Raw genomic sequence first — 26,999 nt, forward strand, 5'->3', positions numbered from 1 at the left:
GGCGAGCGGGCCGGCGCGGCGGCCGGCCGGTCGTCTCAGCTCTGGCCGGGGGCGAAGCTCTTCTCGAAGACATTGCCGTCGGTGTCGACGGCGCGCGCATGGAAGGGCGCTGCCGCATCGCCCGCATAGGTGAAGCGGAAGCTCGGATCCTCGGAGATCGAGATACCGCCGGTCATCGAGAAGAGGCGCTCGCCGCCGCGGGTGACTTCCAGCTCGCTGACGAAATGCGCCGGGATATAGAGCAGCGTCACCTGGTCCTTCTGCAGGCCGGAATTGTTCGGATGCCGGATCATCAGCTGCGCCTCGCGCTCGGTCGAATCCGCCGGCGCCTCGAAGAAGCGCAGCTTCATCTGGCCCATCTCGCGGGCGGCGACCTCGGGATCCTTCGCCGCCGGGGCAGCACAGCCGCCGGCCGCCTTCACGAACTTGCTGGTGACGTAGAGCGTGCCGTCGGCGGCCTCGGCGATGGCGTGGATGTCGGTGTATTCGTTGACCCGCACCCGCGTCGACAGCTGCGTCACCCCGGCGTTCTCGGCGATGTCGAAGGTCGCGGCGACGGGCGCCGGGTTCTCGTCGATCACCAGCGTCACCTTGCGGATGGCCTTTGCCGGATCGAGCCGGAGCGTGACCGGCACGATCGCCGGGTCGGTGGCGCGGTCGGGCGCCTCGATGCTGACCGCATCGCTGCCCTCGACCAGTTCGCGATCGCCGAACAGGTCGCCCTTGAGGCTCGCCCAGCTCGAGGGGCTGGCGGCCGCCGCGGCCTCCGGCGTGGAGGCCGTCTCGGCCCGCGATGGGGGCGCCGCGAGGGCGATCGCGAGGCAGGCGAGGGACAGGCCCGCCGCCCCCGTCAGGAACCTGCTTCTTCCATGGGTCTTCGACATCGGAACCTCCCTTGCGACCTCGCGCGTGCCGGTTCGCCGGTCATCTTGTGCGCTAATGTGAGCCTTGCCCGCGCCTTGGGCAAGCGGCGCCCGAAAATGTCATCGGGTCCCGGCGGCGGCCCGGGCCGGCGCTATTCCCACTCGAGTTCCGCGAAGGCGGCGGTGGCGTTGCGCGGGTTGTAGGCCTCGAAGAGCCGCCAGTTGCCGGCTTGGCCCGCGGCCGCTCCGTCGACCGCTTCGGCGATCGGCACGCCGGCGGCGATGGCGGCGCGCAGATCGGCGGCGAGCGCTTCCAGATAGGCGGTCTGCGCCTCCAGCGCCTGCGGCCAGGGCGCGCTCGGCGGGCCGTGGCCGGGCACCACGCGCTCGGCGTCCAGCGCGGCGAGTTCCGGGAGCTGGGCGAGCCAACCCTTGATCGAGCCGTCGAGCACCGGGACGTGCTGCATGAACAGGAGGTCGCCGGCAAACAGCGTGCCGGTCGCCTCGTCGAGCACGGTGAGGTCGTTGTCGGTATGGGCCGTCTCCCAGGCCCGGAGCAGCAAAGTGCGGCCGCCGAGGTCGATCCGCTGCTCGCGTTCGACCGTCTCGTCCGGAAGGGTGATGGTGACCGCCCCGGCGAGCTCCGCGCCGAGCTGCTCGCGCATCGACTGGCGGTAGAAGTCGGCGCGGGCCGACAGCGCCGCCGGCAGCCGGCGATGGCCGATGATGGTGGCGCCGATGCCGGCGAAGACCTGGTTCCCGAACACATGGTCCGGATGCATGTGGGTGTTGATGAGATAGCGGACGGGCAGGTCGGTCACCTGCCGGATGGCGGCGAGCGCCGACTCGGCCACCGCGACGCTGCCGCCGCTGTCGATCACCGCCACCGCGGACTCGCCGACGACGAAGCCGATATTGGCGATGTCGCCGCGGTTGCCCGGCGAGGTCTGCGCCACGGCGCCCGCATGGACGAATACGCCGGGCGCCACCTCGGTCACCGGCAGCGGCGCGGCGGCCGGCGCGGCCGGTGCGGCGGTGGCGACGAGCAGGCCGGCCAGCAGGGCGGCGACGACGGGGGAAAGCCGGAACATGGGCGGCATCTGAGCCGCTTCGATGCCGCGAGGCAAGGCCGCGCCGCGCGGGGTTCGAGCGCCGCCTGCGTCAAGCTGTCCGCAAACGGATGTTCTTCGGAGTGCCGGCGGGATTTGCGTCGGCCGGTGTGCAGACGGTCAGCTGGGGAATGATGTGAAGCAGGCGCCCAAGTCCCGTTCCGAGAGGCGCAAGTAAGGACAATCAAATCCCGGCGTGACACGGTCGCTTCCGGACGGGAATGACTGCTGTTGACGGCAGAGATGCGCGCGGCAAGGCGAGCTACTTGTCGCGATTGCTGAAGCGGGCGAGGGGCGATTCTGCAAGGCCGGGCCCGAATATCCTTACAGCATGGCGAATTTTTGCGATGCGGGATAAGATTGCTGCAGCGCACCTACAAGTTTGTGTTTTTGCGCTTGCGCAGGAATTTTTCCCGAACTAGCATCCCTCATGGTTTCCGGCTTCAAGGTCGGGGTGTTGGGAGCACTCCGAATCTCGAAGGCCACGGTAGGGCGTTCGATCAACGGTGCCCACCAAGACCCCTATTGGCGGTCGTGACACGCTGCCGGAAACCTTCCCCCAGCTCGCTACATGTCGTCATCGGCAATCCTGCCTTTGGACGCCATCGGGATATGTCTTTGGGAGGACAGTTGATGTTGAAAACACTTACGAAAGCGGCGCTTGCTTCGAGCCTGCTCGTATCGTTCGGGGCCGTCGCCTCGGCGAACGAGGCGCTCATGGACCTGCAGGACGACGCCACGCAGTGGGTCATGCCCACCGGCAACTACGCCAACCAGCGCTATTCGACGCTCGACGCCATCAACAAGGACAATGTCGGCGACATGGTCCCCGCCTGGACCTTCTCGACCGGCGTGCTGCGCGGCCACGAGGGCAACCCGCTCGTCGTCGGCAACACGATGTACGTCCACACCCCATTCCCGAACATCGTCTACGCGCTCGACCTCAACGACGAGGGCTCGATCAAGTGGAAATACGAGCCGAAGCAGGATCCGAGCGTCATCCCGGTGATGTGCTGCGACACCGTCAACCGCGGCGTGGCCTATGCGCCGGCGCAGGGTGAGGGCGGCAAGAACCTGGTCATCCTCCACCAGGCCGACACCACCGTCGTGGCGCTCGACGCCGAGACCGGCGAGCAGGTCTGGTCGGTGCAGAACGGCGACCCGTCCAAGGGCGAGACCGGCACGGCCGCCCCGATGGTGTTCAAGGACAAGGTCCTGATCGGCATCTCCGGCGGCGAGTTCGGCGTACGCGGTTCGGTGACCGCCTACAACCTCTCGGACGGCAAGCAGGCATGGCGTGCCTACTCGACCGGTCCGGACGACGAGATGCTGTTCGATCCCGAGAAGACCATGTCGCTCGGCAAGCCGGTCGGCGCCGACTCCTCGCTGAAGAGCTGGGAAGGCGACCAGTGGCAGATCGGCGGCGGCACGACCTGGGGCTGGTTCGCCTACGATCCGGAACTCAACCTGATCTACTACGGCACCGGCAACCCCTCGACCTGGAACCCGGCACAGCGCCCGGGCGACAACAAGTGGTCGATGACCATCATGGCCCGCGATGCGGACACCGGCGTGGCCAAGTGGGTCTACCAGATGACCCCGCATGACGAGTGGGACTTCGACGGCGTCAACGAGATGATCCTCGCGGACATCGACGTCGGCGGCACCGAGCGCAAGGCGCTCGTCCACTTCGACCGCAACGGCTTCGCCTACACGCTGGATCGCGAGACCGGCGAACTGCTGGTGGCCAAGAAGTACGATCCGGCCGTCAACTGGGCGACCGAAGTCGTCATGGACCCGAACTCGGACCAGTACGGCCGGCCGCAGGTCGTCGCCGAATACTCGACCGAGCAGAACGGCGAAGACGTGAACTCCACCGGCATCTGCCCGGCGGCACTCGGCACCAAGGACCAGCAGCCGGCGGCCTTCTCGCCGGAGACCAAGCTGTTCTACGTCCCGACCAACCACGTCTGCATGGACTACGAGCCGTTCCGCGTCGCCTACACGGCGGGCCAGCCCTATGTGGGCGCGACCCTGTCGATGTATCCGGCTCCGGACAGCCACGGCGGCATGGGCAACTTCATTGCCTGGGACGCCGGCACGGGCGAGATCAAGTGGTCGCTGCCCGAGCAGTTCTCGGTGTGGTCGGGCGCTCTGGCGACAGCCGGCGACATCGTCTTCTACGGTACGCTGGAAGGCTACCTGAAGGCGGTCGACGCGGAGACGGGCGACGAACTGTACAAGTTCAAGACCCCGTCGGGCATCATCGGCAACGTGATGACCTACGAGCATGAAGGCCAGCAGTATGTCGGCATCCTGTCCGGCATCGGCGGCTGGGCCGGCATCGGCCTCGCGGCCGGCCTCACCGACCCCAACGCCGGTCTCGGCGCGGTCGGCGGCTACGCGGCCCTGTCGAAGTACACGGCGCTCGGCGGCCAGCTGACGGTCTTCACCGTTCCGGATCAGACCGCTTCGGCGGCGCCGGCGGCGACCCCGGCTTCGGCTCCGGCCGACGCGGCGGCTCCGGCCACCAACAACTAAGCCTGACGCTTCAGGGCCTCGCTCCACTCAGGTGCGGGGCCCTTTGCATGACTTGAGGGCCCGTCGTCAGGTGATGACCTCGACGTCGGGCCCTCGCCCTTTGGGAGAAGGGTGGTGCGCGAGCCTGCGGGACGCGTATCGACCGAAGCTCGGACCGCCGCGGCGGCCCGTTTTGTCAATTCGTGAGGTTTGCATGACGTATAGACTGATCGCCCTTGCCAGTGCCGTGTTCCTCTCGACGACCAGTCTGGCCGGCGCCCAGGGTGCCGGCACGACCGTCGTTCCGGCGGGGCAGGAAGCACCGGCCGCGGGCGCGACGGCGCCGACGGGCGGCGGCGCTGCGGCAGCCAGCACCGCGCCGGCCGCGGCGGAAGCGCCAGCCGCCGCCGCGGCGCCGGCTGCCGGCGAGGCGCCTGCTGCTGCAGAAGCGCCCGCAGCGGCCGAAGCACCGGCCGCGGCCGCCGCAGCGCCGGCCGAAGGTGGCGCCCCGGTGATGGCCACCGCCGAGGGCATGCAGCCCGACGCCCATCCTTCCAAGGACACGGCGACGGCGGGCAACGAGCCCACCGAAGGCGACATGGGCAAGTGGGTCGACCCGGCCGGCAACCCGACCTACAATATCGCCGCTGACGGCAAGGTCGACTGGTACGCCTGGCGCGGCTATAAGAAATACGGCGCCAACTGCCTGCAGTGCCACGGTCCGGACGGCATGGGCTCGTCCTTTGCTCCGAACCTCACCGAGCAGCTGCAGAACCTGAGCTATTTCGACTTCGTCGGGATCGTCGTCAGCGGCCAGCAGAACAAGTGGCATCCGCAGAACTCGGTCATGCCGGCCTGGGGCGAGGATCCGAACGTGATGTGTTCGCTCGACGCCATCTATATTTATCTGCGCGGCCGCGCCGATGGCGTGATCGGCCGTGGCGAACCGCCGCGTCCGGAGAAGAACGATGCAGCCCAGAAGGCGGAGTACGACTGCCTGGGATTCTGATGCGATGAAACGACTCATCTCCATCGTCGCCGGCGCCGCGAGCATCATCCTGCTCGCGGCGCCCATCGCGGCAAAGGCGCAGGACCGCGAGTTCGGCGGCGAGATCGAACTCGTCGACCCGGACGTCCTGCGGGTCTGCGCCGACCCCAACAACATGCCGTTCTCGAACCAGGCGGAAGAAGGGTTCGAGCAGGCGATCGCGCGCTTCCTGGCGGAAAAGCTCGGCCGGAAATCGGTGTCCTACGCCTATTTCCCGCAAGCTACCGGCTTCGTGCGGATGACGCTCGGCGCCAATGCCTGCGACCTGATCATCAGCTACCCGCAGGGTGACGAGCTGGTCCAGAACACCAATGCCTACTACCGGACGGCCTATGCGCTGGTCTATCCCAGCGGCGGCGACCTGGAGGGCGTCGAGTCCCTCTCGGACCCGAAGCTGAAGGACAAGCGGGTCGGCATCATCGCCGGCACGCCGCCGGGCAGCTACCTGGCGCGAGCCGGGCTGATGGGCAAGGCCAAGGCCTACCATCTGATGATCGACACCCGCGTCGACAACTCCGCCAAGGCGATGATCGACGATCTCGAATCAGGCGAGATCGACGCCGCGGTGCTCTGGGGTCCGATGGCCGGCTACTACGCCAAGCAGGCCGAGCGCGACTACACCGTCGTGCCGCTGCACAAGGAACCGGGCGGGGCCGCCATGGCCTTCCGGATCACCATGGGCGTGCGGCCGGCCGACCAGGAATGGAAGCGGACGCTGAACCGCGCCATCGCCGAGTATCAGGACGAGATCAACGAGATCCTCTTGTCCTACGGCGTGCCGCTCCTCGACGAACAGGACAACCCGATCCTGTCGAAGGCGGGTGAGACGCCGCAGGAAGCGCCGGATCCCGACGGCGGTGCGGCGCCTGCCGCGGGCAGCGCGCAATGAAACGGCCGCGGCCGGCGCTCCTGCGCCTCGCCGCGGCCACCATCGCGGCCGCTTGCCTGGCGTTGCCCGGACCGGGCGGAAGGGCTGCCGCCGCCGGACCCGCCGTGGCGGAGACCGCCGCGGCATCGCCGGTTCCCGAACCCGACGGCTACCGCATGGACGAGTACCGCGCCCCGGTGCCGGCGACCCTGTCGGGCGGCACCGTCGTGGACACGCAAGCGGCCAAGGCGCTGCATGATCGCGGCGTCCCCTTCGTCGACGTCCTGCCGCGCGCGCCCCGCCCGAAGAACCTTCCGGAAGGCACGATCTGGCGGCCCAAGGAACGGGCGAACATTCCCGGCTCGCTGTGGCTGGTCGATACCGGCTACGGGGAACTGCCGCCGGTCATGGAAAACTATCTGATGCGCGGGCTCGCCAGGGTCACCGGCGGCGACAAGAGCGCCCCGGTGGTGATCTATTGCCAGCGCGATTGCTGGATGAGTTGGAACGCCGCGAGACGGGCGATCGCCGCCGGCTACACCGCCGTCCACTGGTATCCCGACGGCACCGAAGGCTGGGCGGAAGCCGGCCTGCCGCTGGTGGCGGCGGAGCCGGAGCCCCGGCCGGACGAGTGAGCCCGGCCGGAACGCCGATGCGCCGGTTCAGGCGGCGGGTGAGGAATCGCCTTCTTCCTCGAAGCTGACGGCAACGTCCGCATTGGCCGACAGGCGGACCTTGTCGCCCTCGACCTCAGCGACCAGCCCCATCGGAATGAAGTGGTGATGGCCGCGATGCGAGCCTTCGCCGGCATCGGCCTTGGTCAGCTTGATGCGGTCGTTCTCGACGCGGTCGACGGTGCCGACATGCGTGCCGTCGGCACCGATGACTTCCATGTGCGGCTGGATATCGTGGCTCATCGTCTTCTCCTTGCGGGCGGTTGTGTCGTCCCGACAACTCGCCAGCCGCCGAAGGGATGCATCGGCTGCTTCAGAGTGCGCGGGTGATCGCCCGGCCCAGCGCGAAGGCGCGCTGCTCGATCAGCGTCGGCACCTCGCAGACATAGGTCAGCGAGGCCCGCCGCTCGTTGAAGATCCGCGTGTCCCAGACCATCGACTGGCGGGCTTCCTCGACGGCGGCGGCATCGGCGCCTTCCTCGCGCTGCATCGCAAAGAACTCGGCGTTCTCCTGCCGCAGCCGCGTCGCCAGTTCCTTCTGCTTGGCGCCGTAGCGCTCGATGCCGTCCATCACCTGGCTGCGCTCGGCGTTGAGGGCGGTCAGGATATCGCCGAACAGCGCCGCCGCCGTGGCCTCCCGTTCGGCCTGCGGCCGGGAGGCGACGAACTCGGCGACCATCGCCTCGGCCTCGTCGAGCGGCAGGCGGCGGGCGATGACCGTGCCGACCAGGCGGCGCATCTCCGGCGTCCGTTCGACGCCGTCGGCAAGCGCCAGATCCGGTCCTGCCCAGATCTGGGCAGGGGTCAGCGATTCCACCCGGCGCTGGACGCAGGGCCAGTCGGTGGTGCCTTCGTGCGGGGCGATGGCGAAGCTCATCGGGTCGGCGGCCGCGGGCGGCGTCGGGGAGTCCGGGCCGGCGGCGCCCGCCTCGGGCGCATTGGTCGGAGCGGGGCCGGGGACGACGAAGCCTTGCGGCACGTCGCGCGGCTGGGCGCCGTCCTGGGCGGCTGCCGGGACGACGGCGAGCGCGGTCGCCAGCGCTAGGCCGGCGGCCCGCAGAACGGTGCGTGTGGATCGAGCGGACATGGGCTCTCCTCCCTGGTGTTTTCCCGGACGACCTGTCCCGGCGGTCGTCGGCTGCGGCCTCACGCGGCCTGCCGCTTGCGGCTGATCAGGCCGCGCGACGGGTCGTAGGCGAGGATCGCGGCGCCGAGGAACGCGATCGTGCAGCCGAGGACGATGGCGAAGGCCTCGAGGTTGAACTGACGATAGAGCGCGAAGCGGACGAGTTCCACCGCGTGGGTGAACGGGTTGAACAGGCAGATCGTGTAGAGCAGCGGGCTCGATTCCTGCACGCGCCAGAGCGGATAGAGCGCCGACGAGGCGAAATACATCGGGAAGATCACGAAGTTCATGACGCCGGCGAAATTCTCCAGCTGCTGCACCAGCGAGGAGAGCAGCATGCCGAGCGCGCCGAGCATCAGCCCGGCGAGGATCAGCGCCGGCAGGACGTAGAGATAACCCTGCCAGGGCGGCCGCACCTCCCAGAACCAGGCGATGACGAAGAACACGTAGACCTGGAGCACGCCCACCGCGACGCCGGCGGCGAGCTTGGAGACCAGCAGGAACCAGCGCGGCAGCGGCGAGACCAGGAGCGTCTTCATCGTGCCGGTCTCGCGGTCGTAGACCATCGACAGCGACGACTGCATGCCGTTGAACAAGAGGATCATGCCGACGAGGCCGGGCGTGATGTAGACCTCGTAGAGGATGTAGGTGACGTAAGGCGGCACGATCGAGACGCCGAGCACCTGGCGGAAGCCGGCGGCGAAGATGAACAGCCAGAGCAGCGGGCGCACCAGCGCCGAGACGAAGCGGCCGCGCTGGTGCAGGAAGCGCAGCGCCTCGCGCCAGACGACGCCGCGGCAGCAGATGACGTAGGCCGAGAGCGGGAAGCCGCGGGGTGTGCCGGCGTCGGAACGGGCGGGGGCGAGACTGTTCACGCGACCATCTCCGGCTCGGGCTGGCGGGTCGCGAGACCGGTAAGGCGGGAGAAGGCGTCGCGGATCGAGCCGGCGCTCTCGGCCTCCACCACGTCGGGGACGGCGCCTTCCGCCAGCACCCGGCCGTGATGCAGCACCACGACGCGGTCGGTTTCGTCGATCTCGTCGATCAGGTGCGTCGCCCAGAGGACGCTGACATTTTCGTCCTGCACCAGCCGCCGGACCTCGGCGACGATCTCGGCGCGCGAGCGGATGTCGAGGCCGACGGTCGGCTCGTCGAGCAGGATCAGCTGCGGCCGGTGCATGAAGGCGCGGACGATCTCGACGCGCCGGAGCTGGCCGCCGGAGAGGCTGCGGGCCTTGTCGCCGAGCCGGTCGATGAGTTCGGAGCCGGCGAGGATCTCCTCGATGCGCCGGTTGGCGGCGGCGCCCGAGATGCCGTGCAGCGCGGCGTGGTATTTCAGATTCTGGCGGATCGAGAGTTCGAGGTCGAGGGTGCGGGCCTGGAACACCACGCCGAGCCGCCGCAGCGCTTCGCCCGGCCGCTGGCCGAGATCGTGCCCGAGGATGCGGATCCGGCCCTCGCGGACGTTGAACAGGCGGGTGACCAGCGAGAACAGCGTCGACTTGCCGGCGCCGTTCGGGCCAAGCAATGCGGTGAACGAGCCCTGCGGCACGGTGAAGGAAACGTCGTCCAGCGCCTTGCGGGCGCCGTAGGAATGGCTGACGCCCTCGATCTCGAGAGCGGGCGGGGCGGCGAGAGCGGGGGCGATGCTGGCCATCTCTGTCCGTTGCGGTTGATCGGTCCGGGGCACGTTAGCCTGACTGGGGGCGCGAAGACAGGACTGCCGTGGCGCCGGACAGCGAAGGCCCGCATGCCCCTCTCAAGGGATGCGGGCCGGACGCGGGTCGTTTCGGCGGGCGCCGTCAGGTGCGGCTCATGGAACGACGGTGATCGTGCCCTTCATGTCCTGGTCGCCTTCCAGGCCCTCGACGTACCACTCGTAGCGGCCCGGCCGGATGGTCTGGAACGACACGCTGATCGTGCCGTGGGCGTCGTATTCGAGCCAGGCCGGCGCGCCGGCCATGTGGATCTCGAGGTCGTCGATGACGATCTGGTTCATCCAGACATTACGGAAGAAGCCGGGCGCGTTGAACTTGTACTCGACGTCGCCCTCCGAGGTGATGTCCCAGCGATAGGCCTGGTTGGACCGCAGGTAGATGTCGTTGTGGCTGACCGCGAAGGGCTCGCCGCCCTTGCCGAGGATCAGCGGCGTGACGATCTGCGACGACAGCGTGGCGGGCGGCAGGCCGATCTGGTCGCCGTTGAGGGCGCTCGCCGGCATCAGTTCCGAGCCCTGCGGGATGTTCAGCTGGTCCGCCGTCGGCACCATCGCGGCGCTCTCGCTGCCGCCGGCAGCATCGTCGTCGTCGTCGTCATCGTCATCATCGTCTTCGTCGGCGGCTGCTGCCGGGGTACTGCCCGAGGCGTCCTGCGCGTACGCGACGGTGATCGGGGCGAAGGCGAGCGTCGCTGCCATCAGCGAGAGCCAGAGTGGTTTCATAAGTGGTGTCCTCCCTTCCAGTGGGTAATGCAGTAGGCGGAATGCCGCAGCGCCGCCTCCCGGGCTGCGGCAGGTGCTGGTCATTCCGGCGTGACGGCGACGCCCCAGGGCTCCTGGCCGACCTGCACCGACTTGATCACCTCGCCGGCCTCCACATCGACGATCGAGACGTCGTTGGAGATGCCGTTGGTGGTGAACAGGTGCTTCTGGTCGGGCGAGAAGGCGAGCTGCCAGACGCGCTGGCCGACCAGCAGATAGTCGAGCACCTCGTAGGTGTTCGCATCGATCACGGCGACGCGGTTGGCGGGTCCGAGCGCCACGTAGGCCCTGGTGCCGTCGTCGGAGATGCGCACGCCGACCGGCTGGATCGCCTCCGGCCGGATGCCCTGGATCTCGAAGGTGATCTTGTGCTTGACCTCCTTGGTCGCCGCGTCGATGACCGTGACCGTGCCGCCGATCTCGGCGCTGACCCAGATCTCCGAGCCGTCGGCCTTGTACTGGGCGAAGCGCGGCCGCGAATCGACCAGCACGTTGGCGGTGATCTGCTGGCTGTCGCGGTCGATGAAGTGGGCCATGTTCGTCGTTTCCGACGTGTTCACGATGGTCTGGCCGTCCGGGGAGATGCCCATGCCCTCGGGCTCGACGCCCACCGGAATCTCGGCGAGCCGCTTGCCGGTCTCGAGGTCGATGGCGGTGACGAGATTGTCGTCCTCGTTGGCGGCGTAGAGGCGCTTGCCGTCAGGCGAGACCACCAGCAGCTCGGGATCGGGGCCGGAAGGCAGGGTGCGGACGAACGCGTAGGTCGCGGTGTCGTAGACCTGGATCGTGTCGTTGTCGCTGGCGCAGACATAGAGGTGCTTGCCGTCCGGGCTGACGGCGATGCCGCGCGGCCGCTGGCCGACGGCGAAGGTGTCGATCACCTCGAAATTCTCCGAGTCGAGCACGGTGATGTCGTTGCCCTTCTCGTTCGATACGAAGATCTTGTAGGCGAAAGCGGGGCTCGCGGACAAAGCAAGCGTCGCGGCCAGGGCCGCCGTCGTCAGTCGTCTCAATTCATCCTCCCGGCGGGACCGGCGATCCCGTCTCCTGAAAACTCGCCCGGCAGGATGCCGACAAGCCAGATCCTCATCCAACGAGCCGCCGTCGGCTCGCCTCCGGTATGCCCGCAACGCTGCCAAGAGTGAAGGCGCGCTGCTAGCCGGATCCTCCCGGCGACGGTCGACACGCTCGGTCGCCTCCCGCCCGGCGTCCGGTGCCACCGCGCCGGGCCGTCCGCCATCTCCCGATCCGGCGAAGCGACCCGGCCGCCCCCGACCCCGCTGCCTTTGGGAGGGGCAGGGAGCCGGGAAGCGACCGTTGAAGGAAGCTAGCCCGGAAGATTCAGCACCGACAACGGGACAAGTTCCCGTCTTGCCGGGGGCGGACGGCTACTTGCCGTCCCGGCCCAGCATTCGCCCGCCCTTGGTCTCCAGCGCGAAGCGTACGAGGTCGGAGGTGCGCTCGACGCCGAGCTTCTCCTTCATGCGGGTGGAGGTGTTGGCGATGGTCTTGTAGGCGACGCCGAGCCCGTCGGCGATGTCGGCGAGGCTCTTGCCTTCACCCAGCATGTGCAGGATCTGCAGCTCGCGCCGTGACAGGTCGCGCGCCCCGCCGCCGTGCGACTCGTGCTCGGCCATCAAGGCGGCGGTCTCGGCGTCGACATAGGCGATGCCCTCGAAGGCCTTCTCGATCGCCACCAGCAGCTCGTCGGACGGGGCACTCTTGGAGACGTAGCCGAGTGCGCCGTCGCGCTGGGCGGACACCGCGTAGACGATGTCGGAATACATCGAGAAGACGACGACACGGGCCTTGGGGTCGTCGGCCCGCAGCCGCCGCAGGGCGTCGAGGCCGCTGCCGTTCTTCAGGTTGATGTCGAGCACCACCACGTCCGGGCGGAAGCGCCGGAACATCGCCAGCGCCTCAGACGGGCTCTCGGCCTCGGCGATCTCGGTGTCCGGCAGCACCTCGACCAGCCGCCGGACCCCGTCGCGCACCACGGTGTGATCGTCGACGATCAGGATCTTCATGCCGCTCTTCCCCCTTGCCGCGCCTCGTCGTGCGCCGCGAGCGGCACGCTGCCCGACAGCCGCACCCCCGGCGGCAATGCCACCTGCGTCACCGTCAGATCGCCGCTCGCCGCCTCGATACGCTCGCGCATGCCGATCAGGCCGAAACCGCCGGTCGGGCCGCCGGCCGGCAGGCCGCCGCCATCGTCGACGATCTCGAACCACAGGCGCCCGTCCCGCGGCGCGACGTGCACGGCGATGCGCCCCGGGTGGCCGTGCCGCAGCGCGTTATTGACCGCCTCGCGGACCACCCGCTGCAGCAGCGTCTCGGTTGGCCCGCCCCAGTCGCCGTCGGCGACGTCGGCGACGAAGGCGACGTCCGGGTGCCGCCGGGCGAGTTCGCCGAGCATCGTCTCCACCGCCACCTTGAGGCCGAGGCCCGGCAGCAGGCCGGGGCGCAGGCCGCCGAGGATTCGCCGCACCTCGCGGCGCGCCTGGTGCGCCGCCTGCTTGATCGCCTCGGCGCGTTCGGCGAGCGGGCCCTGCGGCGTGTCGCGCCGCGCCAGCCGCGCGATCGCCGAGGCATCGACGTCGATGGCGAAGAGCAGCGGCCCGACCTCATCGTGCAGGTCGCGGGCGAGTTCGGCGCGCTCCTCGTCCTGCAGCCGCAGCAGCTGCTCGGAGAGCCGGCGATTGCGCGCGGAGACCTCGTCGAGCTGGCTCGCCATGCGATTGAACCCGGCCGCCAGGCTGCGCATTTCCGGCGGCCCCGCAGCTTCCACCGGCGTGGCATAGTCGCCGCCGCCGATCCGCCCGAAGCCCGCCTGGATCGCGTCCAGCGGGCGCAGCGCCCGGTCGGCGACCACCCACACCGCCACGAAGGCGATCAGCACGAACAGTGCCAGGATGGCGAAGCTGACCGAGAGTTCCGTCCAGGTATCGGCGAGTTCGTTGCGCGGGTCGATCGACACCACCGCGCCGGTCATCGGCAGGGCGCTGCCCGACAGCGGCATGACCGTCACCGACGGTTCCGGGGCGAGCAGCTGCACGAACCAGGCCGGAAGGGCGCCGCCATCCTGCGCCGGCTGCGAGAAGTCCCGCACGGCGCCGGTCGCGTCGATCAGCATGATCTGGACGTGGCGGTCGCCGTTGAAGGCGCGCACGAAGCTCGCCAGCTTGCCCGGCACGTCGCGCGAGGCGGGCAGCTCGGCGATCAGCTGCGCCACCCGGTTGTTGGCGACGCTGCGGGCGGCGCTGAGCTCGGCGGCGATGTTCTGCGTCGCCTGCCGGAAGGTCAGCGCGCTGCCGATCGTCAGGATGACGAGGAAGGCGATCGTGAGCGTGACGGCGAGGCGGGCTTTGAGGGACACGGGAGGGAGGCGGCCGATCCTGTTGCGACGGGGAATGGAGGAGGGGGAAGGCTCATCGCCCCCGCCCAGTCTCGCACGCCGAAAAGCGCCGTCGGGCCCGCCCCGTCAAGCCCCGTGGGCCGGTGGGCCAGCGCCGCGCCTAGTTCTCGAAGCTGCACTCGGTCTCCGGCTCGTCGACGCCCAGCGTGTCGAGTTCGGAGACCTGGTGCAGGAAACCCTCCTGCGGCGAGGCCGAGACCACCGAATCCTCGGTGCCCAGCAGGATCGGCTGGCGCAGCTGCCAGTCCCAGTCGCGGAAGGTGAGACGCTGGCCCTTGAAGGCGGCGATGGCGAAATCGTCGCCCTTGATGAATTCGGCGATCGCGGCGGGGTCGGTCGACTGCGTCCGCGAGGCGGCCTCGCCGATGACCCGCACGGCGGTCCAGGCTTGCATGTCCTTCGACTGCATGCGCCGGCCGGCGGAATCCTCGAAGCGGTTCTGGATCTGGGCGCCGCCCCACTGCTCGCTGGCCGGGTGCCAGGAGCCGGCGGTCAGGCCGGCGGTGCCGGCGACGGGGCGCGGCACCCAGGTACGCCAGGGCACGTAACTGCCGAACACCTCGCTCTCGTCGGCGACGAGCAGCACGTCGTGATCCGGCAGGTCCTGCAGGAACACCGGGATCTGGCGCTGCACCAGCGCCTGGCCGGAATCGGTGGCGCGGGCGCCGCCGGCATCCTCGAAGACCTTCTCGCCGACGATGGTGCCGCCGAACTTGGTGGCCGACTTCTTCATCGCCGCGGCGAACAGCTGGTCGCCCTCGTGCTCGCCTTCGACGAGCGCCCAGTTCCGCCACTGCTTCCACATCAGATACTGGGCGAGGCCGTCGGTGAGCATCGCGCGCGACGGCGCCGTGTGCAGCATGTTGGCGCGGCACGCCTCGCCGCGCAGGCGGTCGTCGACCGCGCCGGCATTGAACACCAGCGTGCCGGTCTCGCCCGCGATGTCCGCGACGGTCAGCGTGTCCTCGGCGGAGAGGTCGGTGACGATGTACTGGATGCCGTCCGCCAGCATCTGGCGCGCCGGCTCCGCCACGTCTTCGCCGGGCGCCAGCGTGACGACCTCGAGCTCGAAGTTCTGGCCCATGAACGAGCCGGTGGTGTTGTTGTCGACGATGGCGAGATTGGCGCCGGCAAGGCCGATATCCTCGGGCGGAATGTCGAGCACCGACAGGGCGAGGGTGCGTTCGTAGGTGCGCAGGAATCCGATCCGCACCGATTGTGCCTGCGTCTCGGCCGGCGCCGCGGCGGGCGCGTTCGCCGCCGGCGCGGCAGCCTGGGCGAGCGCGCCGCCGCAGACCGGCGCCAGCATCGCGGCGCCGAGAAGCAGGGCGGCGAACTTGTTTCTGAGCATGGCGTGCAAGGCACTTCCTCCCCGGGCACCGCGCTTCGCGCAAGCCCTTCTTTCGAAATCGTCTTTGCTCGCGTCATCCTTCGGGCTAAGTCTCGCCGGTCGACGGTGGGCCGTTCGTCAGGAGAGCCGGGATGATCGAATTCCTATTGTGTCGCGGAGCCCATCGCGGAAGACAAGCACGACTTTTTCCCGTTGTGCTGCTGGCGACGCTGCTTGCCGGACCGGCCTTCGCCACCGACCGGACCGTCGCGGTGTTCGATTTCGAGCTGATCGATTCCAGCCTCGACGGCCAGATGCTGGGCGAGAATGCCGGCGAGCAGGCACGGCTGGAGACGATGGCGCCGGCGATCCGCGAGGCCGTCGAGGAGCTCGACGGCTACACGGTCGTCGACACCGAGGCGGTGCGCGAGAAGGCGCGGTCGCACCATCTGGAAAGCTGCGGCAACTGCGCGCTGAGCTTCGCCAAGGAAGTCGGCGCCGAGATCGCAGTCATCGGCTCGGTGCAGAAGGTCTCGAACCTGATCCTCAACATCAACGCCTATGCCTTCGACGTGGAGACCGGCCAGCCGATCGCCCGCGGCAGCGCCGACATCCGCTCCAACACCGAGGAGAGCTGGCAGCGCGGCATCGACTATCTGTGGGACAACGTCCTGAAGAAGCAGTTCGAGGAAGCCCGTTGATCAGGCTGCTGGCAAGCGTCACCGGGCCGGAGGAGGCGGAGATCGTCATCGCCGGCGGCGCCGACCTCGTCGATCTCAAGGACCCGCGCCGCGGCGCCCTGGGCGCTGCGACGCCGGCGGTGCTGGCAGCGACGCTGCAGGCCGTGGCCGGGCGGCGGCCGGTCTCGGCGGTGGCCGGCGACCTGCCGATGGAGCCGGCGGTCGTGGTGCGCGAGGTGACCGCCCGGCTGGCGGCCGACTACGTGAAGATCGGCCTGTTCCCGGCGAGCCGCGAGGCGCGGCTGTCGGTGATCGAGGCGCTGCGGCCGCTGGCATCGAAGACCCGCCTGATCGCGGTGTTCTTCGCCGATGGCGACCCGGATTTCGACCTCCTTCCGGCGCTGGCCGAGGCCGGATTCGCCGGGGCGATGATCGATACACTCGGCAAGACGAGCGGCCGGCTGACCGCCTCGCTGTCGCCCGCCCGGCTCTGGGACTTCGTGCGGCGCAGCCGGGGGCTCGGGCTGATGAGCGGCCTTGCGGGCTCGCTGGAGCCGCCGGACGTGGCGCGGCTGGTCGTGCTGCAGCCGGACTATCTCGGCTTCCGCGGCGCGCTCACCGACGGTCCGCGCGACGGACCGGTGACGCTCGAGGCGGTGCGGGCGATCCGCGCGCTGATCCCGCGGGACGGGCAGGCCGCCGCGGCGACGCCCGCCAGCGGCGCCGGCGACCGGATCTTCGTGCGGGACTTCGACCTGCCGCTGGAGATCGGCGCCTATGGCCACGAGCGCGGGCGCAAGCAGCAGGTGCGGTTCTCGGTCGAGGCGGAGATCGACGCGATCGCGCCCGACGCGCGGTCGATCGGCGCGGTCTATTCCTACGACGTGATCATCGACGCGATAAGGGCCTTGGCGGAGAGCGGCCATACCGACCTCGTCGAGACGCTGGCGCTCGATCTCGCCCGCACGATCCTCGCCGATGCCCGCGTTCGGGAGGTCACCGTCAGGGTCGAGAAGCTGGAGCTCGGCCCGCGCGCGGTGGGCGTCGAGATCACCCGCCGGCGCGAGGACACCGCCCCGGCTTAGGAGCGCTTTCGCCTGCGTTTCGAGCAGCTTGCCCTTTACCTTTCCGCAACGGGATCGATCTCTGTTCAGGAGACGTCGCGCGTTGGAGCGACGCGACCCGAATCGACCGGGACAGGCCGGACGGGGATGCACGCCGGCGGGCGTGCGGGAGGAAACGCGACAGGGCAGGGCCGGGAACATGAAGGACATCGTGGTCGTGAAGTTCGGCGGCAGCTGCGCCGCTTCGTCGGATCTGGCGCGCTGGGTGGCGGCGGTCGAGAAGACGCGGATACCGCTGGTGATCGTGCCCGGCGGCGGCCCCTTCGCCAATACCGTCAGGCGCTACCAGCAGCGTATCGGCTACGACGACGAGGCGGCGCACGAGATGGCGATCCTCGCCATGGAACAGTTCGGCTGCGCCCTCGTCAGCCTCGCCAGTCGCCTGGTCAAGGCGGGCACGACCGAGGCGATCATGAAGGCGCTGGACGAGGGCCGGATCCCGGTGTGGATGCCGCGCGACGCGGTGCTGGCGGACCCGAGCATCCCGAAGGACTGGTGCGTGACCTCGGACAGCCTCGCGGCATGGCTGGCGGGGCAGCTGCCGGGCGCGCGGCTCTGCCTGGTCAAGCAGATCGACATACCGGAGAGCGCCACGGTGGAGGCGCTGGTCGGCGCGCATGTGGTCGACGACTGCTTCGCCCAGCTGCTCGATGCGGCGACCCAAGTCTATGTCGCGGGTCCCGCGGACCTCGCCTCGGCGGGGCTGCGGCTCGAAGAGGGCCAGATTCCCGGCAGGCTCGTGGCCGGGCAGACCGCCGCCGTCCCGGCGATGGCCGGATGAGGCGCTGCGGGGCGCCGGCACGGGAAATAACCGTGCGGCACGGCGGACCAATCGGCGCAACCGGCTTTTCATCCGCCCGCGGATGGTCGACATAGCCGGCATGGCGACGGAACGACTGCTCTTTGTCACCGGGCATCTGGCCCGGCCCCGGCTCGAACGGGTGCTGACCGGCCTCGGCGAGACGGCGTTCGGCTGGGCGATCGCCGATATCGGCGTGAAGGTGGCGGCGCTCGCCACCGGCGAGATCATCGAGCGGCGGCTGAAGCGGCCGGTCGAGGCGGACCGCGTCATCCTGCCCGGCCGCTGCCGCGCCGATCTCGACAGTCTTTCGTCGAGCTTCGGCGTGCCCTTCGTGCGCGGCCCGGACGAACTCGCCGACCTGCCGGCGTTCCTCGGCCGCAAGGGCACGCCGCCGGACCTGTCGCGCCACGACATGCGGATCTTCGCGGAGATCGTCGACGCCTCGGCGCTTTCCGTGGAGGAGATCGTCCGGCGGGCCGAACCCATGCGCGCCGCCGGCGCCGACGTGATCGACCTCGGCTGCCTGCCCGACACGCCGTTCGCGCATCTGGAAGACGCCGTGCAGGCGCTGAAGGCGGCGGGCCACCGTGTCAGCGTCGATTCCGCCAATCCGGACGAGCTGTCGCGCGGCAACCGCGCCGGGGCTGACTTCCTGCTCAGCCTCACCGAGGAGACGCTGTCGATCGCCCGCGACGGCAACGCCGTGCCGATCCTGGTGCCGGCGCGGCCGCATGATTTCGCCTCGCTGGAACGGGCGATCGGCAAGGCGCGGGAGATGGGAATCGACTTCATCGCCGACCCGATCCTCGACCCGATCCATTTCGGCTTTTCCGCCTCGCTGGTGCGCTATCACCGGCTGCGCGAAGCCTTCCCGGACATCGAGATCCTGATGGGGACCGGCAACCTCACCGAACTCACCGACGCCGACACGTCGGGGATCACCGCGACGCTGCTCGGCATCTGCTCGGAACTGTCGATCCGCAACCTGCTCGTCGTGCATGTCAGCCCGCACACGCGGGCGACGGTGGAGGAGCACGACGCGGCACGCCGCATGCTGTTCGCGGCGCGCGAGGATGGCGCCCTGCCGCGCGGCTACTCCTCGGCGCTGCTGCAGGTGCACGACGTGAAGCCCTTCGCGGCGACCCCGGCCGAGCTCGCCGAGCAGGCGGCGACGATCAGGGACCGCAACTACCGGATCGAGACCGCCGAGGACGGCATCCATCTCTACAACCGCGACGGCCACTTCATCGAGACCGACGCGTTCGAGTTCTTCCCGCATCTCGAGGTGGAGAACGATACCGGCCACGCCTTCTATCTCGGGGCCGAGCTGCAGAAGGCCGAGATCGCCTGGCGGCTCGGCAAGCGCTATGCCCAGGATGCGGCGCTCGACTTCGGCGCCGCGGCGCCGCCGCGCGAGGACGACCGCACCCGGCTGGAGGCCGCCGGCCACACGCTGAAGGCGAAGAAGCCGCCCGCCTGACCACCGGCCCGACAGACTAATCCGGACAGCAGAAAGCCCGCGATGCCCTATATCCGCGAGACCATCCTCACCACGATCTCGAACGACGGCGCGGTCCACATCGCGCCGCTCGGCATCATCCAGGACGGCGACCACTGGATCATCGCGCCGTTCCGCCCGTCGACGACGCTGGCGAACATCGAGGCGACCGGGGTGGCGGTGGTCAACTATACCGACGAGGCGAAGATCTTCGCCGGCTGCCTGACCGGGCGGCGCGACTGGCCGCTCGTGGCGGTGCCGGACTGCCGCGTGCCGCGGCTCGAGGCGGCGCTGTCTCACGACGTGCTCGAGGTCGTCTCGGTGAAGGAGGACGCGACGCGGCCGCGCTTCACCTGCCGGGTGGCAGCTTCCGGCCAGCACCGGCCGTTCCAGGGCATGAACCGCGCCAAGGCGGCGGTGCTGGAGGCGGCGATCCTGGTCAGCCGTCTGCACATGCTGCCGGCCGACAAGATCGAGGACGAGATCGCGTACCTCAAGATCGCCATCGACAAGACCGCCGGCCCCGACGAGGAGCAGGCCTGGTACTGGCTCCTGGAGAAGGTGATCGACCATCTGGCGACGGTGGAAGGCAAGAGCTGAAGCGCCGTCGCCGGACCGCGGCGGCTTGGCCGGGTACAAGTCTTCCGGTGAACACAGCGTCGCAGCTTCGAACCATTCCAGCTGCCATTCGTTGCACCCCTGATTTCGAACCGTTCCAGACTGGCGCCGCGCGGGCCGGTCGTCGGGACGAAGGGACCAGGGGACTTCACAGTGATCAATCTCACCATCAACGGCACCGAGCACCAGCTCGATGCGGACGTCAGGACGTCGCTGCTCGACGCGTTGCGCGACCATCTGGCGCTGACCGGGACCAAGAAGGGCTGCGACCACGGGCAGTGCGGCGCCTGCACCGTGCTGGTCAACGGCAGGCGGATCAATTCCTGCCTGACGCTGGCGGTGATGCACGAGGGCGACGCGATCACCACGATCGAGGGCCTTGGTGCGCCCGGTAATCTCAGCCCGATGCAGGAAGCCTTCCTGCACCATGACGGCTTCCAGTGCGGCTACTGCACGCCCGGCCAGATCGTCTCGGCGACCGGCATGCTGGACGAGGTCGGCAAGGGCTGGCCGAGCCATGTCAGCGGCAGCCTCGACGGGGGCGCCGAGCTTTCCGACGAGGAGATCTCCGAGCGGATGAGCGGCAATCTCTGCCGCTGCTCGGCGTATCCGAACATCGTCGACGCCATCCGCACGGCCAGCGGCAAGCCCGCCAAGACCGGAGAATCGGCATGAGGGAATTCGAGTACAACCGCGCCACGGATGTCGCCGACGCGATCCGCCTCTCCGGCACGACGATGGGCCGCTTCATCGCCGGCGGCACCAATCTCCTCGACCTGATGAAGCTGGAGGTCGAGACGCCGGACGGCCTCATCGACATCAGCCGCCTGCCGTTGAAGGACATCACCGTCGCCGACGACGGCCGGCTGCGGATCGGGGCGCTGGTTCCCAATTCCGATCTCGCCGCCGACGAGCGCGTGCGGCGTGACTATCCGGTGCTGGCGCGGGCGCTGCTCGCCGGCGCCTCCGGGCAGCTGCGCAACAAGGCAACGACCGGCGGTAATCTCCTGCAGCGCACCCGCTGCTATTATTTCTACGACACCACGGCGCCCTGCAACAAGCGCGAGCCCGGCTCCGGCTGCGGCGCCATCGGCGGCTTCAACCGCATCCACGCCATTCTCGGCGCCAGCGACAAGTGCATCGCCACGCATCCGTCCGACATGGCGGTCGCCCTGAGGGCGCTCGGCGCGACGATCGAGACGCGCAAGACCGACGGCTCGACGTCGGAGATCCCGATCGAGGATTTCTATCGGCTGCCGGGCGAGACGCCGGAGATCGAGACCAATCTCGAGCCGGGCGAACTGATCACCGCGGTGGTGCTGCCGAAGCCGGCCGGCGGCGTGCAGCGCTACCGCAAGGTCCGCGACCGGGCGTCCTACGCCTTTGCGCTGGTCTCGGTGGCGGCGGTCATCCGCATGGAAGGCGGCAAGATCGCGGCGGCGAGCCTCGCCTTCGGCGGGCTGGCGCACATGCCGTGGCGCGATGCGGCCGTCGAGGCGGCGCTGGTCGGCCAGGCGCCGTCGAAGGAGCTGTTCGCCAAGGCCGCCGACATCCTCCTCAAGGATGCCAGGGGCCAGGGCGAGAACGATTTCAAGATCCCGCTGACCCGGCGAACGCTCGCCGCCGTGCTGCGCGAAGCCACCACCGAGGGAGCAACCGCATGAACAAGCATGTGATGGACAAGGCGATCGGCGAGACCCGTCTCGACCGCCAGACGCAGGGCGTCATCGGCAAGCCGGCCGACCGCTACGAGGGACCGCTGAAGGTCTCGGGCATCGCACCCTACGCCTACGAGCACCTCAAGGGCGAAGAGGTCGGCTACGGCTTCGTGGTCACGGCGGGCATTGGCAAGGGCAAGATCGTCTCGGTGGACACGCTGGCGGCGCTGTCGGCGCCCGGCGTCCTCGCCGTGGTCGAGGGCGACAGGGTGCTGCGGGCTTCCGCGCAGCCGATGAGCCCGGCGGCGCAGACGATCGACGGCCAGGTCTTCCACTATGGCCAGCCCGTGGCGATGGTCGTGGCGACGAGCTTCGAGGCGGCGCGGCACGCGGCGAAGCTGGTGACCGTCGAATACGAAGCGGAGGATGGCCGCTACGATCTCGCCGAGGTCCAGCACACCGGCGTGCCCTCTCAGCGCGGCGTCATGCCCTCCGATACCGGGCGCGGCGACTTCGAGGCGGCCTTCGAGAAGGCCGAAGTGAAGTTCGACCAGACCTACACGACGCCGTCCCACCATTCGGCGGCGATGGAGCCGCAGTCGACGGTGGCGAAATGGGAAGGCGACCAGCTGACGGTGTGGTCGTCCTGCCAGCTGCTCGAGACCAACGTCCAGCAGATCGCCAAGGGCGTCGGCGTGCCGGTCAAGAACGTCCGGCTGCTCAGCCCCTATATCGGCGGCGGCTTCGGCAACAAGCTCGGCATCGGCCCGGACGCGGTGCTGGCGGCGCTCGGTGCCAAGGCAGCCGGCCGGCCGGTCAAGCTGGCGCTGACCCGGCAGACGGTGTTCCAGGCGACGTCGCGGCGCTCTGAGACCATCCAGCGCATCCGCATCGGCACCACCAAGGCGGGCCACATCACCGCCTTCGCCCACGAGACCTGGGCGGCCAATTCTCCCGGCAACGGCTTCTTCGAGCCGGCGGGCATCTCCAGCGTGTTCCTCTATGCCGGCAAGGATCGCAAGATCACCCACCGGCTGTGCGAGACCGACGTGCTGATGACCTCGGCGGTGCGCGCGCCGGGCGAGGCGGTCGGCATGCTGGCGCTGGAGAACGCCATGGACGAGATGGCGGAGGTGCTCGGGCTCGACCCGGTGGCGTTCCGCCGGATGAACGAGCCGGAGGTGATGCCGCAGGACGACACGCCGTTCTCCTCGCGCATGCTCGTCGACTGCTACGAGGAAGGGACCCGGCTGTTCGGCTGGGACAGACGACCGGCCAAGCCAGGCACGATCCGCGAAGGCGAATGGCTGATCGGCTACGGCATGGCCGCCGCCTCGCGCTCCAACTCGCTGATGAAGTCGTCGGCGGAGGTCGAAATGTCCCCGGACGGCCGCGCCACGGTGCGGACCGCGATGACCGACATCGGCACCGGCACCTACACGATCCTGCAGCAGATCGCCGGCGAGATGCTCGGCCTGCCGCTCGACCGGGTCGACGTCGTGCTCGGCGACACGTCGCTGCCTGCCTCGTCCGGCTCCGGCGGCTCCTGGGGCGCCAACAGCGCCGGCTCGTCGGTCTATGTCGCCTGCGAGGAGCTGATCGGCACGCTCGCCAAGCGGCTCGGCGTCGACGCGGACGGGCTGACCCTGAAGGACGGCTTCGCCATCGCCGGCAACCGGCAGATCCCCTTTGCCGAAATCCTTGCCGGTGAAAGCCTGTCGGCGACCGGCACGATCGAGCCGGGCAAGACGGCCGACTCGCACCACCAGGCGAGCTACGGCGCGCATTTCTGCGAGGTGGCGGTCAACTCCGTCACCGGCGAAACGCGCGTCCGCCGGCTGCTGACGGTGGCCGCGGCCGGCCGCATCCTCAACGAGAAGACCGCCACGTCGCAGTGTTACGGCGGGCAGATCTGGGGCATCGGCTCGGCCCTGACCGAGGAACTGGTGACCGACAAGCGCACCGGCCTCCTGGTCAATCACGACCTCGCCGAATACCACGTGCCGGTCAATGCCGACGTCCCGCAGCTTGAGGTGGTGCTGCTGGCCGAGCGCGATCCGCATGCCAGCCCGCTGGCCGGCAAGGGGATCGGCGAACTGGCGCTGGCCGGGGTGGGCGCGGCGGTGACCAACGCGATCTACAATGCCTGCGGGGCGCGGGTGCGCAGCTACCCGATGACGCTCGACAAGGTGCTCGCCGGCATGCCCGACGCGATCGCCGACGCGGCCTGATCCCGCAAGCGGCGACCGGCGGCGAACCCGCCGCCGGTCGCCGCCGGCAGCTCGGCAGGATGCTCAGGCGGCGCGGGTGCTGCGCCGCTCCACCATGGTCGGCTCGAACGTCCGGTGGGTGTTGCGGCCGCTGGCCTTGGCCGCGTAGAGCGCCATGTCGGCGCGGATGAACAGATCGGACGCGCTGCATCCCTCGGCACGCGCGATGCCGATCGAGGCCCCGATGGCCCTCGGCTGGCCGCCACAATCGACCGGATTGGCGATCGCCGCGACGATGGCCTCGGCGAGCGCCGCGACATCGTCGTCCCGGAAGGATGGGCCGAGCAGCAGCGCGAACTCGTCGCCGCCGATGCGGGCGACGAGCCGGGCGTCGCCGCCGAGTTCCTCGAGCCGGGCCGCGACGGCCTTCAGGCAGTCGTCGCCGATGGCATGGCCGAATGTGTCGTTGATCCCCTTGAACCCGTCGAGGTCGACCAGCAGCAAAGCGCCGGAACCGCCCTCGGCCAAAGCCGCCAGCTCGGCCTGGAAGCGGCTGCGGTTGGCAAGGCCGGTCATCACGTCATACTCGGCCAGATAGCGGGTCCGGTCGAGCAGAAGCTTCTCCTCGGTGATGTCCTGCTTCATCCCGAAGATCCGGACGGGCCTGCCGTCCTCGGACTCCACCGTGGCCGTGATCCGGATCCAGCGCCGGTTGCCGGCTGCCGTGACGATCTCGGTGTCCAGCGTGAACCCGCCGCATTCCTCGATGGCCCGGCTCCGCAGCGCCTCGAGCGTCTCGCGGGCGCCGGCGGGATAGCAGGAGAGGGTCAGGTCGCGGTCGAGGAGCGCGCCGCGCGGCAGGTCGAAAATATCGTAGACCACATCCGTCCAGGTGAGGGCATGATCGGCGAGGTTGCACTCCCAGACGCCGATGCGGGCGGCCGCCGAGGCACGCTCGAAGATCTTGCGGCTGTGGGCGAGCGACGCCGCCTGTCGTCCGATCAGCGCCTCGAGGGCCGCGATCCTGCGGCGCAGGAGGGCCAGCTCTCCGGATTCTTCCGCGGAATGAATGGCGGTATTGGGTCTCACGTTGGCCGGGGCTCCGCCGGCGAGCCGGTCCCGCTGCAAGCGGCGCAGCGGAGTCGGAACAACAGGGAACGACGGCGAGAGCGTCCGTGGCGGCCGGCATCCGGGCCGCAGCATCGGTATCTCGTCGCGCGTTCTGTCATCGTCCTCGTGTCCGCTGGCGGGGATAGAACCGCACGGTACTGCTACAGGGTTAACGTTTTGTTTGCCAGCCACGCAAGTATCCGGACGCGAAAAAGCGCTCGCTGGCTCAGCCCGCCTCGGTGGCCGGCGCGGCGGCCGCGCCCGGCTGGTGATAGGCCGACATGTGCCGGACATAGTCGGCCTTGCCGAGCTCGACGCCATTATGTCGCAGGATCGCGTAGGCGGTCACGAGGTGGAAATAGAACTGCGGAAGCGCCCAGTCGCGAACATATTCCGATCCGTTCATCCGGAACGCCATGCCGTTCGGCAGCCGCAGGTCGATGACGCGGTCCGAAGCGGCGTCGATGTCCTGCGCCGATGCCCGGCGCAGCACGCCCCGTGTCTCGGCGATCTGGGACTGCAGCCCGGCGACCGTCTCCTCGCGGGCCAGCATCGGCGGCAGGTCCTGGCCCTGCAGCCGGGCGAGGGCCTCGACGACCTGGATGCAGGAAAAGCGCACCTGGTCGGCGAGCGGGAACATGTCGGAGGCGAGGCGCGCTTCGAGCAGGTCGGGCCGGGCTTCGGCCTTGTCGATGAAGCCGGACAGCGAGCCGAGCATCTGGGTGAAGGTCGGGACGATGAGCGTGTAGAGCGACATGGGCATTCCTCCGGGGCGATGGTTCTTCCGGCACGGCGGCTGGGAGATGCCGTCGCCCCGACGGGACGGCGGCTCAGCCGCGGCGGGCGGCGAGCAGCGCCAGCGCCGCGGCCGGTGCGGCGCGGCAGACCGCATCCCGTCGCTCGGCCGGGCAGTCGAGCAGGTCGGAAAAATCGACGACGCCGCGATCGAGCCGGGCCGCCAGCCGGCGCAGCACCGGCCGGCCGGCGCCGGCGATGACCACGGGGGCGTCGTCGGTCAGATCCTCCCGCGACAGGACCCGCAGCGCCGCGTCGTGGATGCGCCGGATCTGCGCCTCGGCAAAGGCGTGGCCCAGCCACTCCCACGCCCCGTCGGTGCCGTCCGAAGCATCCATGCCGATCATCCGGGCGAGCCGGCGGCGCGAACCCTCGAGCGTCTTCGCCTGGCCGTCGGCGGCGGGATAGAGGTCGTCGGCCTCGTCGAGCGTGCCGACGACGCGCTGGACGTCGGCCATGCTGGCGAAGAACTCGTTCATCACCGGCACGAGGCGACCGGCGAACGGCACCTCGCTGGCGACGGCCATCAGCGCCGTGCGGGTGAAGCCCTGGTAGACCAGTTCGCCCGCCGCCAGCCGCTCGGCGTCGGTGGTGGCGGTGGCGCGCACGGCGCCGCCGGCGACCGGCAGGATGTCGGTGGTGGTCGAGCCCATGTCGAGGAACAGCGCCTCCTCGATGGCGCCGGCGGCGAGCGTCGCGCTCGCATGCCAGTTCGCCGAGGCGATATCGGCGACGTGGTCGCCCGCCGCCTCGGGGCTGACGAACCCGGCAGCGCCGGCATAGATCGCGACGTCGCCGGGCAGTCTCTCGGCGAACAGCCGCGTCAGGCGGTCGACCCCTTCGCTGCGCGAGGCGAAGACGTCGGACAACTCGCCGGTCATCGTCACGGCGTGGCGCTCGACGCCCTCGACCTCGGCGAGGATCGTCGCCAGCGCCTGGTCGAGCCGGTCGAGGCCCTGCCAGATCGGGCTCGGCTCCTGCCAGACCTTCACGATGCGATCCCCGTCGGCGAGCGCCGCCTTCAGATGCGCGCCGCCCACGTCCCACCCCAGCACTCTCGTCATGCCATGCC

General features: G+C 69.5%; 26 protein-coding genes. 12 read left to right on the forward strand and 14 right to left on the reverse strand.

From position 1 onward, the window contains the following. Nucleotides 1-35: 35 nt before the first annotated feature. Both LXB15_RS00825 and LXB15_RS00830 read right to left on the reverse strand, forming a co-directional pair. Nucleotides 36-884: a quinoprotein dehydrogenase-associated SoxYZ-like carrier gene (locus LXB15_RS00825; RefSeq protein ID WP_233950412.1), complete on the reverse strand. Its 849-nt coding sequence runs from the start codon at nucleotides 882-884 to the stop codon at nucleotides 36-38. A 131-nt stretch (nucleotides 885-1,015) separates the two neighbouring features. Continuing rightward, nucleotides 1,016-1,954, reverse strand: a complete 939-nt coding sequence (locus LXB15_RS00830) for a quinoprotein relay system zinc metallohydrolase 2 (RefSeq protein WP_233950413.1) — start codon at nucleotides 1,952-1,954, stop codon at nucleotides 1,016-1,018. Between the two features lie 651 nt (nucleotides 1,955-2,605). Between LXB15_RS00830 and LXB15_RS00835 the strand changes: the two genes are divergently transcribed. From LXB15_RS00835 to LXB15_RS00850, 4 genes are all read left to right on the forward strand, one after another. Further along, nucleotides 2,606-4,513 (forward strand): methanol/ethanol family PQQ-dependent dehydrogenase, encoded by a 1,908-nt coding sequence (locus LXB15_RS00835; RefSeq protein WP_255696631.1) that lies wholly within the window; start codon nucleotides 2,606-2,608, stop codon nucleotides 4,511-4,513. 193 nt (nucleotides 4,514-4,706) lie between these two features. Beyond that, a complete protein-coding gene (locus LXB15_RS00840; RefSeq protein WP_233950414.1) occupies nucleotides 4,707-5,501 on the forward strand; it encodes a c-type cytochrome, methanol metabolism-related in 795 nt (264 codons plus the stop codon). 4 nt (nucleotides 5,502-5,505) lie between these two features. Continuing rightward, nucleotides 5,506-6,429: a substrate-binding domain-containing protein gene (locus LXB15_RS00845; RefSeq protein ID WP_233950415.1), complete on the forward strand. Its 924-nt coding sequence runs from the start codon at nucleotides 5,506-5,508 to the stop codon at nucleotides 6,427-6,429. After that, entirely contained in the window at nucleotides 6,426-7,043 is a 618-nt protein-coding gene (locus LXB15_RS00850) for a PQQ-dependent catabolism-associated CXXCW motif protein (RefSeq protein ID WP_233950416.1), read from the forward strand. Before LXB15_RS00845 ends, LXB15_RS00850 begins: the two co-directional genes overlap by 4 nt. Before the next feature lie 27 nt (nucleotides 7,044-7,070). Here the strand turns inward: LXB15_RS00850 and LXB15_RS00855 are convergent, their stop codons facing one another. The 9 genes from LXB15_RS00855 to LXB15_RS00895 form a co-directional block, all read right to left on the reverse strand. Continuing rightward, nucleotides 7,071-7,325 carry a DUF2171 domain-containing protein gene (locus LXB15_RS00855; protein ID WP_233950417.1) on the reverse strand — a complete coding sequence of 85 codons (255 nt, stop codon included), beginning with the start codon at nucleotides 7,323-7,325 and terminating at the stop codon, nucleotides 7,071-7,073. Nucleotides 7,326-7,395: 70 nt separating this feature from the next. Continuing rightward, entirely contained in the window at nucleotides 7,396-8,169 is a 774-nt protein-coding gene (locus LXB15_RS00860) for a hypothetical protein (RefSeq protein ID WP_233950418.1), read from the reverse strand. Between the two features lie 59 nt (nucleotides 8,170-8,228). Continuing rightward, on the reverse strand, nucleotides 8,229-9,083 hold the full coding sequence (locus LXB15_RS00865) for an ABC transporter permease (RefSeq protein WP_233950419.1): 855 nt from the start codon (nucleotides 9,081-9,083) through the stop codon (nucleotides 8,229-8,231). Continuing rightward, on the reverse strand, nucleotides 9,080-9,865 hold the full coding sequence (locus tag LXB15_RS00870; protein WP_233950420.1) for an ABC transporter ATP-binding protein: 786 nt from the start codon (nucleotides 9,863-9,865) through the stop codon (nucleotides 9,080-9,082). Before LXB15_RS00870 ends, LXB15_RS00865 begins: the two co-directional genes overlap by 4 nt. Before the next feature lie 156 nt (nucleotides 9,866-10,021). Then, entirely contained in the window at nucleotides 10,022-10,648 is a 627-nt protein-coding gene (locus LXB15_RS00875; RefSeq protein WP_233950421.1) for a hypothetical protein, read from the reverse strand. Nucleotides 10,649-10,728: 80 nt separating this feature from the next. Continuing rightward, nucleotides 10,729-11,700, reverse strand: a complete 972-nt coding sequence (locus LXB15_RS00880; protein ID WP_233950422.1) for a YVTN family beta-propeller repeat protein — start codon at nucleotides 11,698-11,700, stop codon at nucleotides 10,729-10,731. Nucleotides 11,701-12,075: 375 nt separating this feature from the next. Beyond that, nucleotides 12,076-12,714: a response regulator transcription factor gene (locus tag LXB15_RS00885; protein ID WP_233950423.1), complete on the reverse strand. Its 639-nt coding sequence runs from the start codon at nucleotides 12,712-12,714 to the stop codon at nucleotides 12,076-12,078. Further along, nucleotides 12,711-14,063: a sensor histidine kinase gene (locus LXB15_RS00890; protein WP_233950424.1), complete on the reverse strand. Its 1,353-nt coding sequence runs from the start codon at nucleotides 14,061-14,063 to the stop codon at nucleotides 12,711-12,713. Before LXB15_RS00890 ends, LXB15_RS00885 begins: the two co-directional genes overlap by 4 nt. A gap of 139 nt (nucleotides 14,064-14,202) precedes the next feature. After that, nucleotides 14,203-15,411, reverse strand: a complete 1,209-nt coding sequence (locus tag LXB15_RS00895; RefSeq protein WP_370640258.1) for an ABC transporter substrate-binding protein — start codon at nucleotides 15,409-15,411, stop codon at nucleotides 14,203-14,205. 173 nt (nucleotides 15,412-15,584) lie between these two features. Here LXB15_RS00895 and LXB15_RS00900 point away from each other — a divergent pair, with 173 nt between their 5' ends. From LXB15_RS00900 to LXB15_RS00935, 8 genes are all read left to right on the forward strand, one after another. Next, nucleotides 15,585-16,133, forward strand: coding sequence for a DUF3280 domain-containing protein (locus LXB15_RS00900; RefSeq protein WP_233950426.1), 549 nt, complete (start codon nucleotides 15,585-15,587; stop codon nucleotides 16,131-16,133). Next, nucleotides 16,130-17,197: a (5-formylfuran-3-yl)methyl phosphate synthase gene (locus LXB15_RS00905; RefSeq protein WP_233950427.1), complete on the forward strand. Its 1,068-nt coding sequence runs from the start codon at nucleotides 16,130-16,132 to the stop codon at nucleotides 17,195-17,197. Before LXB15_RS00900 ends, LXB15_RS00905 begins: the two co-directional genes overlap by 4 nt. Nucleotides 17,198-17,375: 178 nt before the next feature. Further along, a complete protein-coding gene (locus LXB15_RS00910; protein WP_233950428.1) occupies nucleotides 17,376-18,017 on the forward strand; it encodes an amino acid kinase in 642 nt (213 codons plus the stop codon). Between the two features lie 100 nt (nucleotides 18,018-18,117). Next, nucleotides 18,118-19,518, forward strand: coding sequence for a DUF6513 domain-containing protein (locus LXB15_RS00915; RefSeq protein ID WP_233950429.1), 1,401 nt, complete (start codon nucleotides 18,118-18,120; stop codon nucleotides 19,516-19,518). Between the two features lie 42 nt (nucleotides 19,519-19,560). Continuing rightward, a complete protein-coding gene (locus tag LXB15_RS00920; protein WP_233950430.1) occupies nucleotides 19,561-20,136 on the forward strand; it encodes a DUF447 domain-containing protein in 576 nt (191 codons plus the stop codon). 120 nt (nucleotides 20,137-20,256) lie between these two features. Next, nucleotides 20,257-20,829 carry a 2Fe-2S iron-sulfur cluster-binding protein gene (locus tag LXB15_RS00925; protein WP_370640259.1) on the forward strand — a complete coding sequence of 191 codons (573 nt, stop codon included), beginning with the start codon at nucleotides 20,257-20,259 and terminating at the stop codon, nucleotides 20,827-20,829. After that, the gene (locus LXB15_RS00930) at nucleotides 20,826-21,818 is read left to right on the forward strand and encodes a xanthine dehydrogenase family protein subunit M (RefSeq protein WP_233950432.1); all 993 of its coding nucleotides are present in this window, start codon (nucleotides 20,826-20,828) and stop codon (nucleotides 21,816-21,818) included. Before LXB15_RS00925 ends, LXB15_RS00930 begins: the two co-directional genes overlap by 4 nt. After that, nucleotides 21,815-24,043 (forward strand): xanthine dehydrogenase family protein molybdopterin-binding subunit, encoded by a 2,229-nt coding sequence (locus LXB15_RS00935; protein ID WP_370640148.1) that lies wholly within the window; start codon nucleotides 21,815-21,817, stop codon nucleotides 24,041-24,043. Before LXB15_RS00930 ends, LXB15_RS00935 begins: the two co-directional genes overlap by 4 nt. A 63-nt stretch (nucleotides 24,044-24,106) precedes the next feature. Here LXB15_RS00935 and LXB15_RS00940 read toward each other — a convergent pair whose 3' ends face one another. The 3 genes from LXB15_RS00940 to LXB15_RS00950 form a co-directional block, all read right to left on the reverse strand. Continuing rightward, the gene (locus LXB15_RS00940) at nucleotides 24,107-25,111 is read right to left on the reverse strand and encodes a diguanylate cyclase domain-containing protein (RefSeq protein ID WP_233950433.1); all 1,005 of its coding nucleotides are present in this window, start codon (nucleotides 25,109-25,111) and stop codon (nucleotides 24,107-24,109) included. A gap of 247 nt (nucleotides 25,112-25,358) precedes the next feature. Next, nucleotides 25,359-25,889 (reverse strand): DUF1993 family protein, encoded by a 531-nt coding sequence (locus LXB15_RS00945; RefSeq protein ID WP_233950434.1) that lies wholly within the window; start codon nucleotides 25,887-25,889, stop codon nucleotides 25,359-25,361. 73 nt (nucleotides 25,890-25,962) lie between these two features. Then, entirely contained in the window at nucleotides 25,963-26,991 is a 1,029-nt protein-coding gene (locus tag LXB15_RS00950; protein ID WP_233950435.1) for a hydantoinase/oxoprolinase family protein, read from the reverse strand. Between the last annotated feature and the right edge of the window lie 8 nt (nucleotides 26,992-26,999).

The sequence above is a fragment of the Aurantimonas sp. HBX-1 genome, from assembly GCF_021391535.1.
In the GTDB taxonomy this organism is placed as follows: domain Bacteria; phylum Pseudomonadota; class Alphaproteobacteria; order Rhizobiales; family Rhizobiaceae; genus Aurantimonas.

Coding starts and splice junctions, on each gene's coding strand:
- LXB15_RS00920 (WP_233950430.1), top strand. CDS start 19,561: ATGCCCTATATCCGCGAGACCATCCTCACCACGATCTCGAACGACGGC.
- LXB15_RS00915 (WP_233950429.1), top strand. CDS start 18,118: ATGGCGACGGAACGACTGCTCTTTGTCACCGGGCATCTGGCCCGGCCC.
- LXB15_RS00850 (WP_233950416.1), top strand. CDS start 6,426: ATGAAACGGCCGCGGCCGGCGCTCCTGCGCCTCGCCGCGGCCACCATC.
- LXB15_RS00945 (WP_233950434.1), bottom strand. CDS start 25,889: ATGTCGCTCTACACGCTCATCGTCCCGACCTTCACCCAGATGCTCGGC.
- LXB15_RS00835 (WP_255696631.1), top strand. CDS start 2,606: ATGTTGAAAACACTTACGAAAGCGGCGCTTGCTTCGAGCCTGCTCGTA.
- LXB15_RS00825 (WP_233950412.1), bottom strand. CDS start 884: ATGTCGAAGACCCATGGAAGAAGCAGGTTCCTGACGGGGGCGGCGGGC.
- LXB15_RS00930 (WP_233950432.1), top strand. CDS start 20,826: ATGAGGGAATTCGAGTACAACCGCGCCACGGATGTCGCCGACGCGATC.
- LXB15_RS00950 (WP_233950435.1), bottom strand. CDS start 26,991: ATGACGAGAGTGCTGGGGTGGGACGTGGGCGGCGCGCATCTGAAGGCG.
- LXB15_RS00845 (WP_233950415.1), top strand. CDS start 5,506: ATGAAACGACTCATCTCCATCGTCGCCGGCGCCGCGAGCATCATCCTG.
- LXB15_RS00875 (WP_233950421.1), bottom strand. CDS start 10,648: ATGAAACCACTCTGGCTCTCGCTGATGGCAGCGACGCTCGCCTTCGCC.
- LXB15_RS00910 (WP_233950428.1), top strand. CDS start 17,376: ATGAAGGACATCGTGGTCGTGAAGTTCGGCGGCAGCTGCGCCGCTTCG.
- LXB15_RS00860 (WP_233950418.1), bottom strand. CDS start 8,169: ATGTCCGCTCGATCCACACGCACCGTTCTGCGGGCCGCCGGCCTAGCG.
- LXB15_RS00885 (WP_233950423.1), bottom strand. CDS start 12,714: ATGAAGATCCTGATCGTCGACGATCACACCGTGGTGCGCGACGGGGTC.
- LXB15_RS00855 (WP_233950417.1), bottom strand. CDS start 7,325: ATGAGCCACGATATCCAGCCGCACATGGAAGTCATCGGTGCCGACGGC.
- LXB15_RS00830 (WP_233950413.1), bottom strand. CDS start 1,954: ATGTTCCGGCTTTCCCCCGTCGTCGCCGCCCTGCTGGCCGGCCTGCTC.
- LXB15_RS00935 (WP_370640148.1), top strand. CDS start 21,815: ATGAACAAGCATGTGATGGACAAGGCGATCGGCGAGACCCGTCTCGAC.
- LXB15_RS00870 (WP_233950420.1), bottom strand. CDS start 9,865: ATGGCCAGCATCGCCCCCGCTCTCGCCGCCCCGCCCGCTCTCGAGATC.
- LXB15_RS00840 (WP_233950414.1), top strand. CDS start 4,707: ATGACGTATAGACTGATCGCCCTTGCCAGTGCCGTGTTCCTCTCGACG.
- LXB15_RS00895 (WP_370640258.1), bottom strand. CDS start 15,411: ATGCTGGCGCCGGTCTGCGGCGGCGCGCTCGCCCAGGCTGCCGCGCCG.
- LXB15_RS00900 (WP_233950426.1), top strand. CDS start 15,585: ATGATCGAATTCCTATTGTGTCGCGGAGCCCATCGCGGAAGACAAGCA.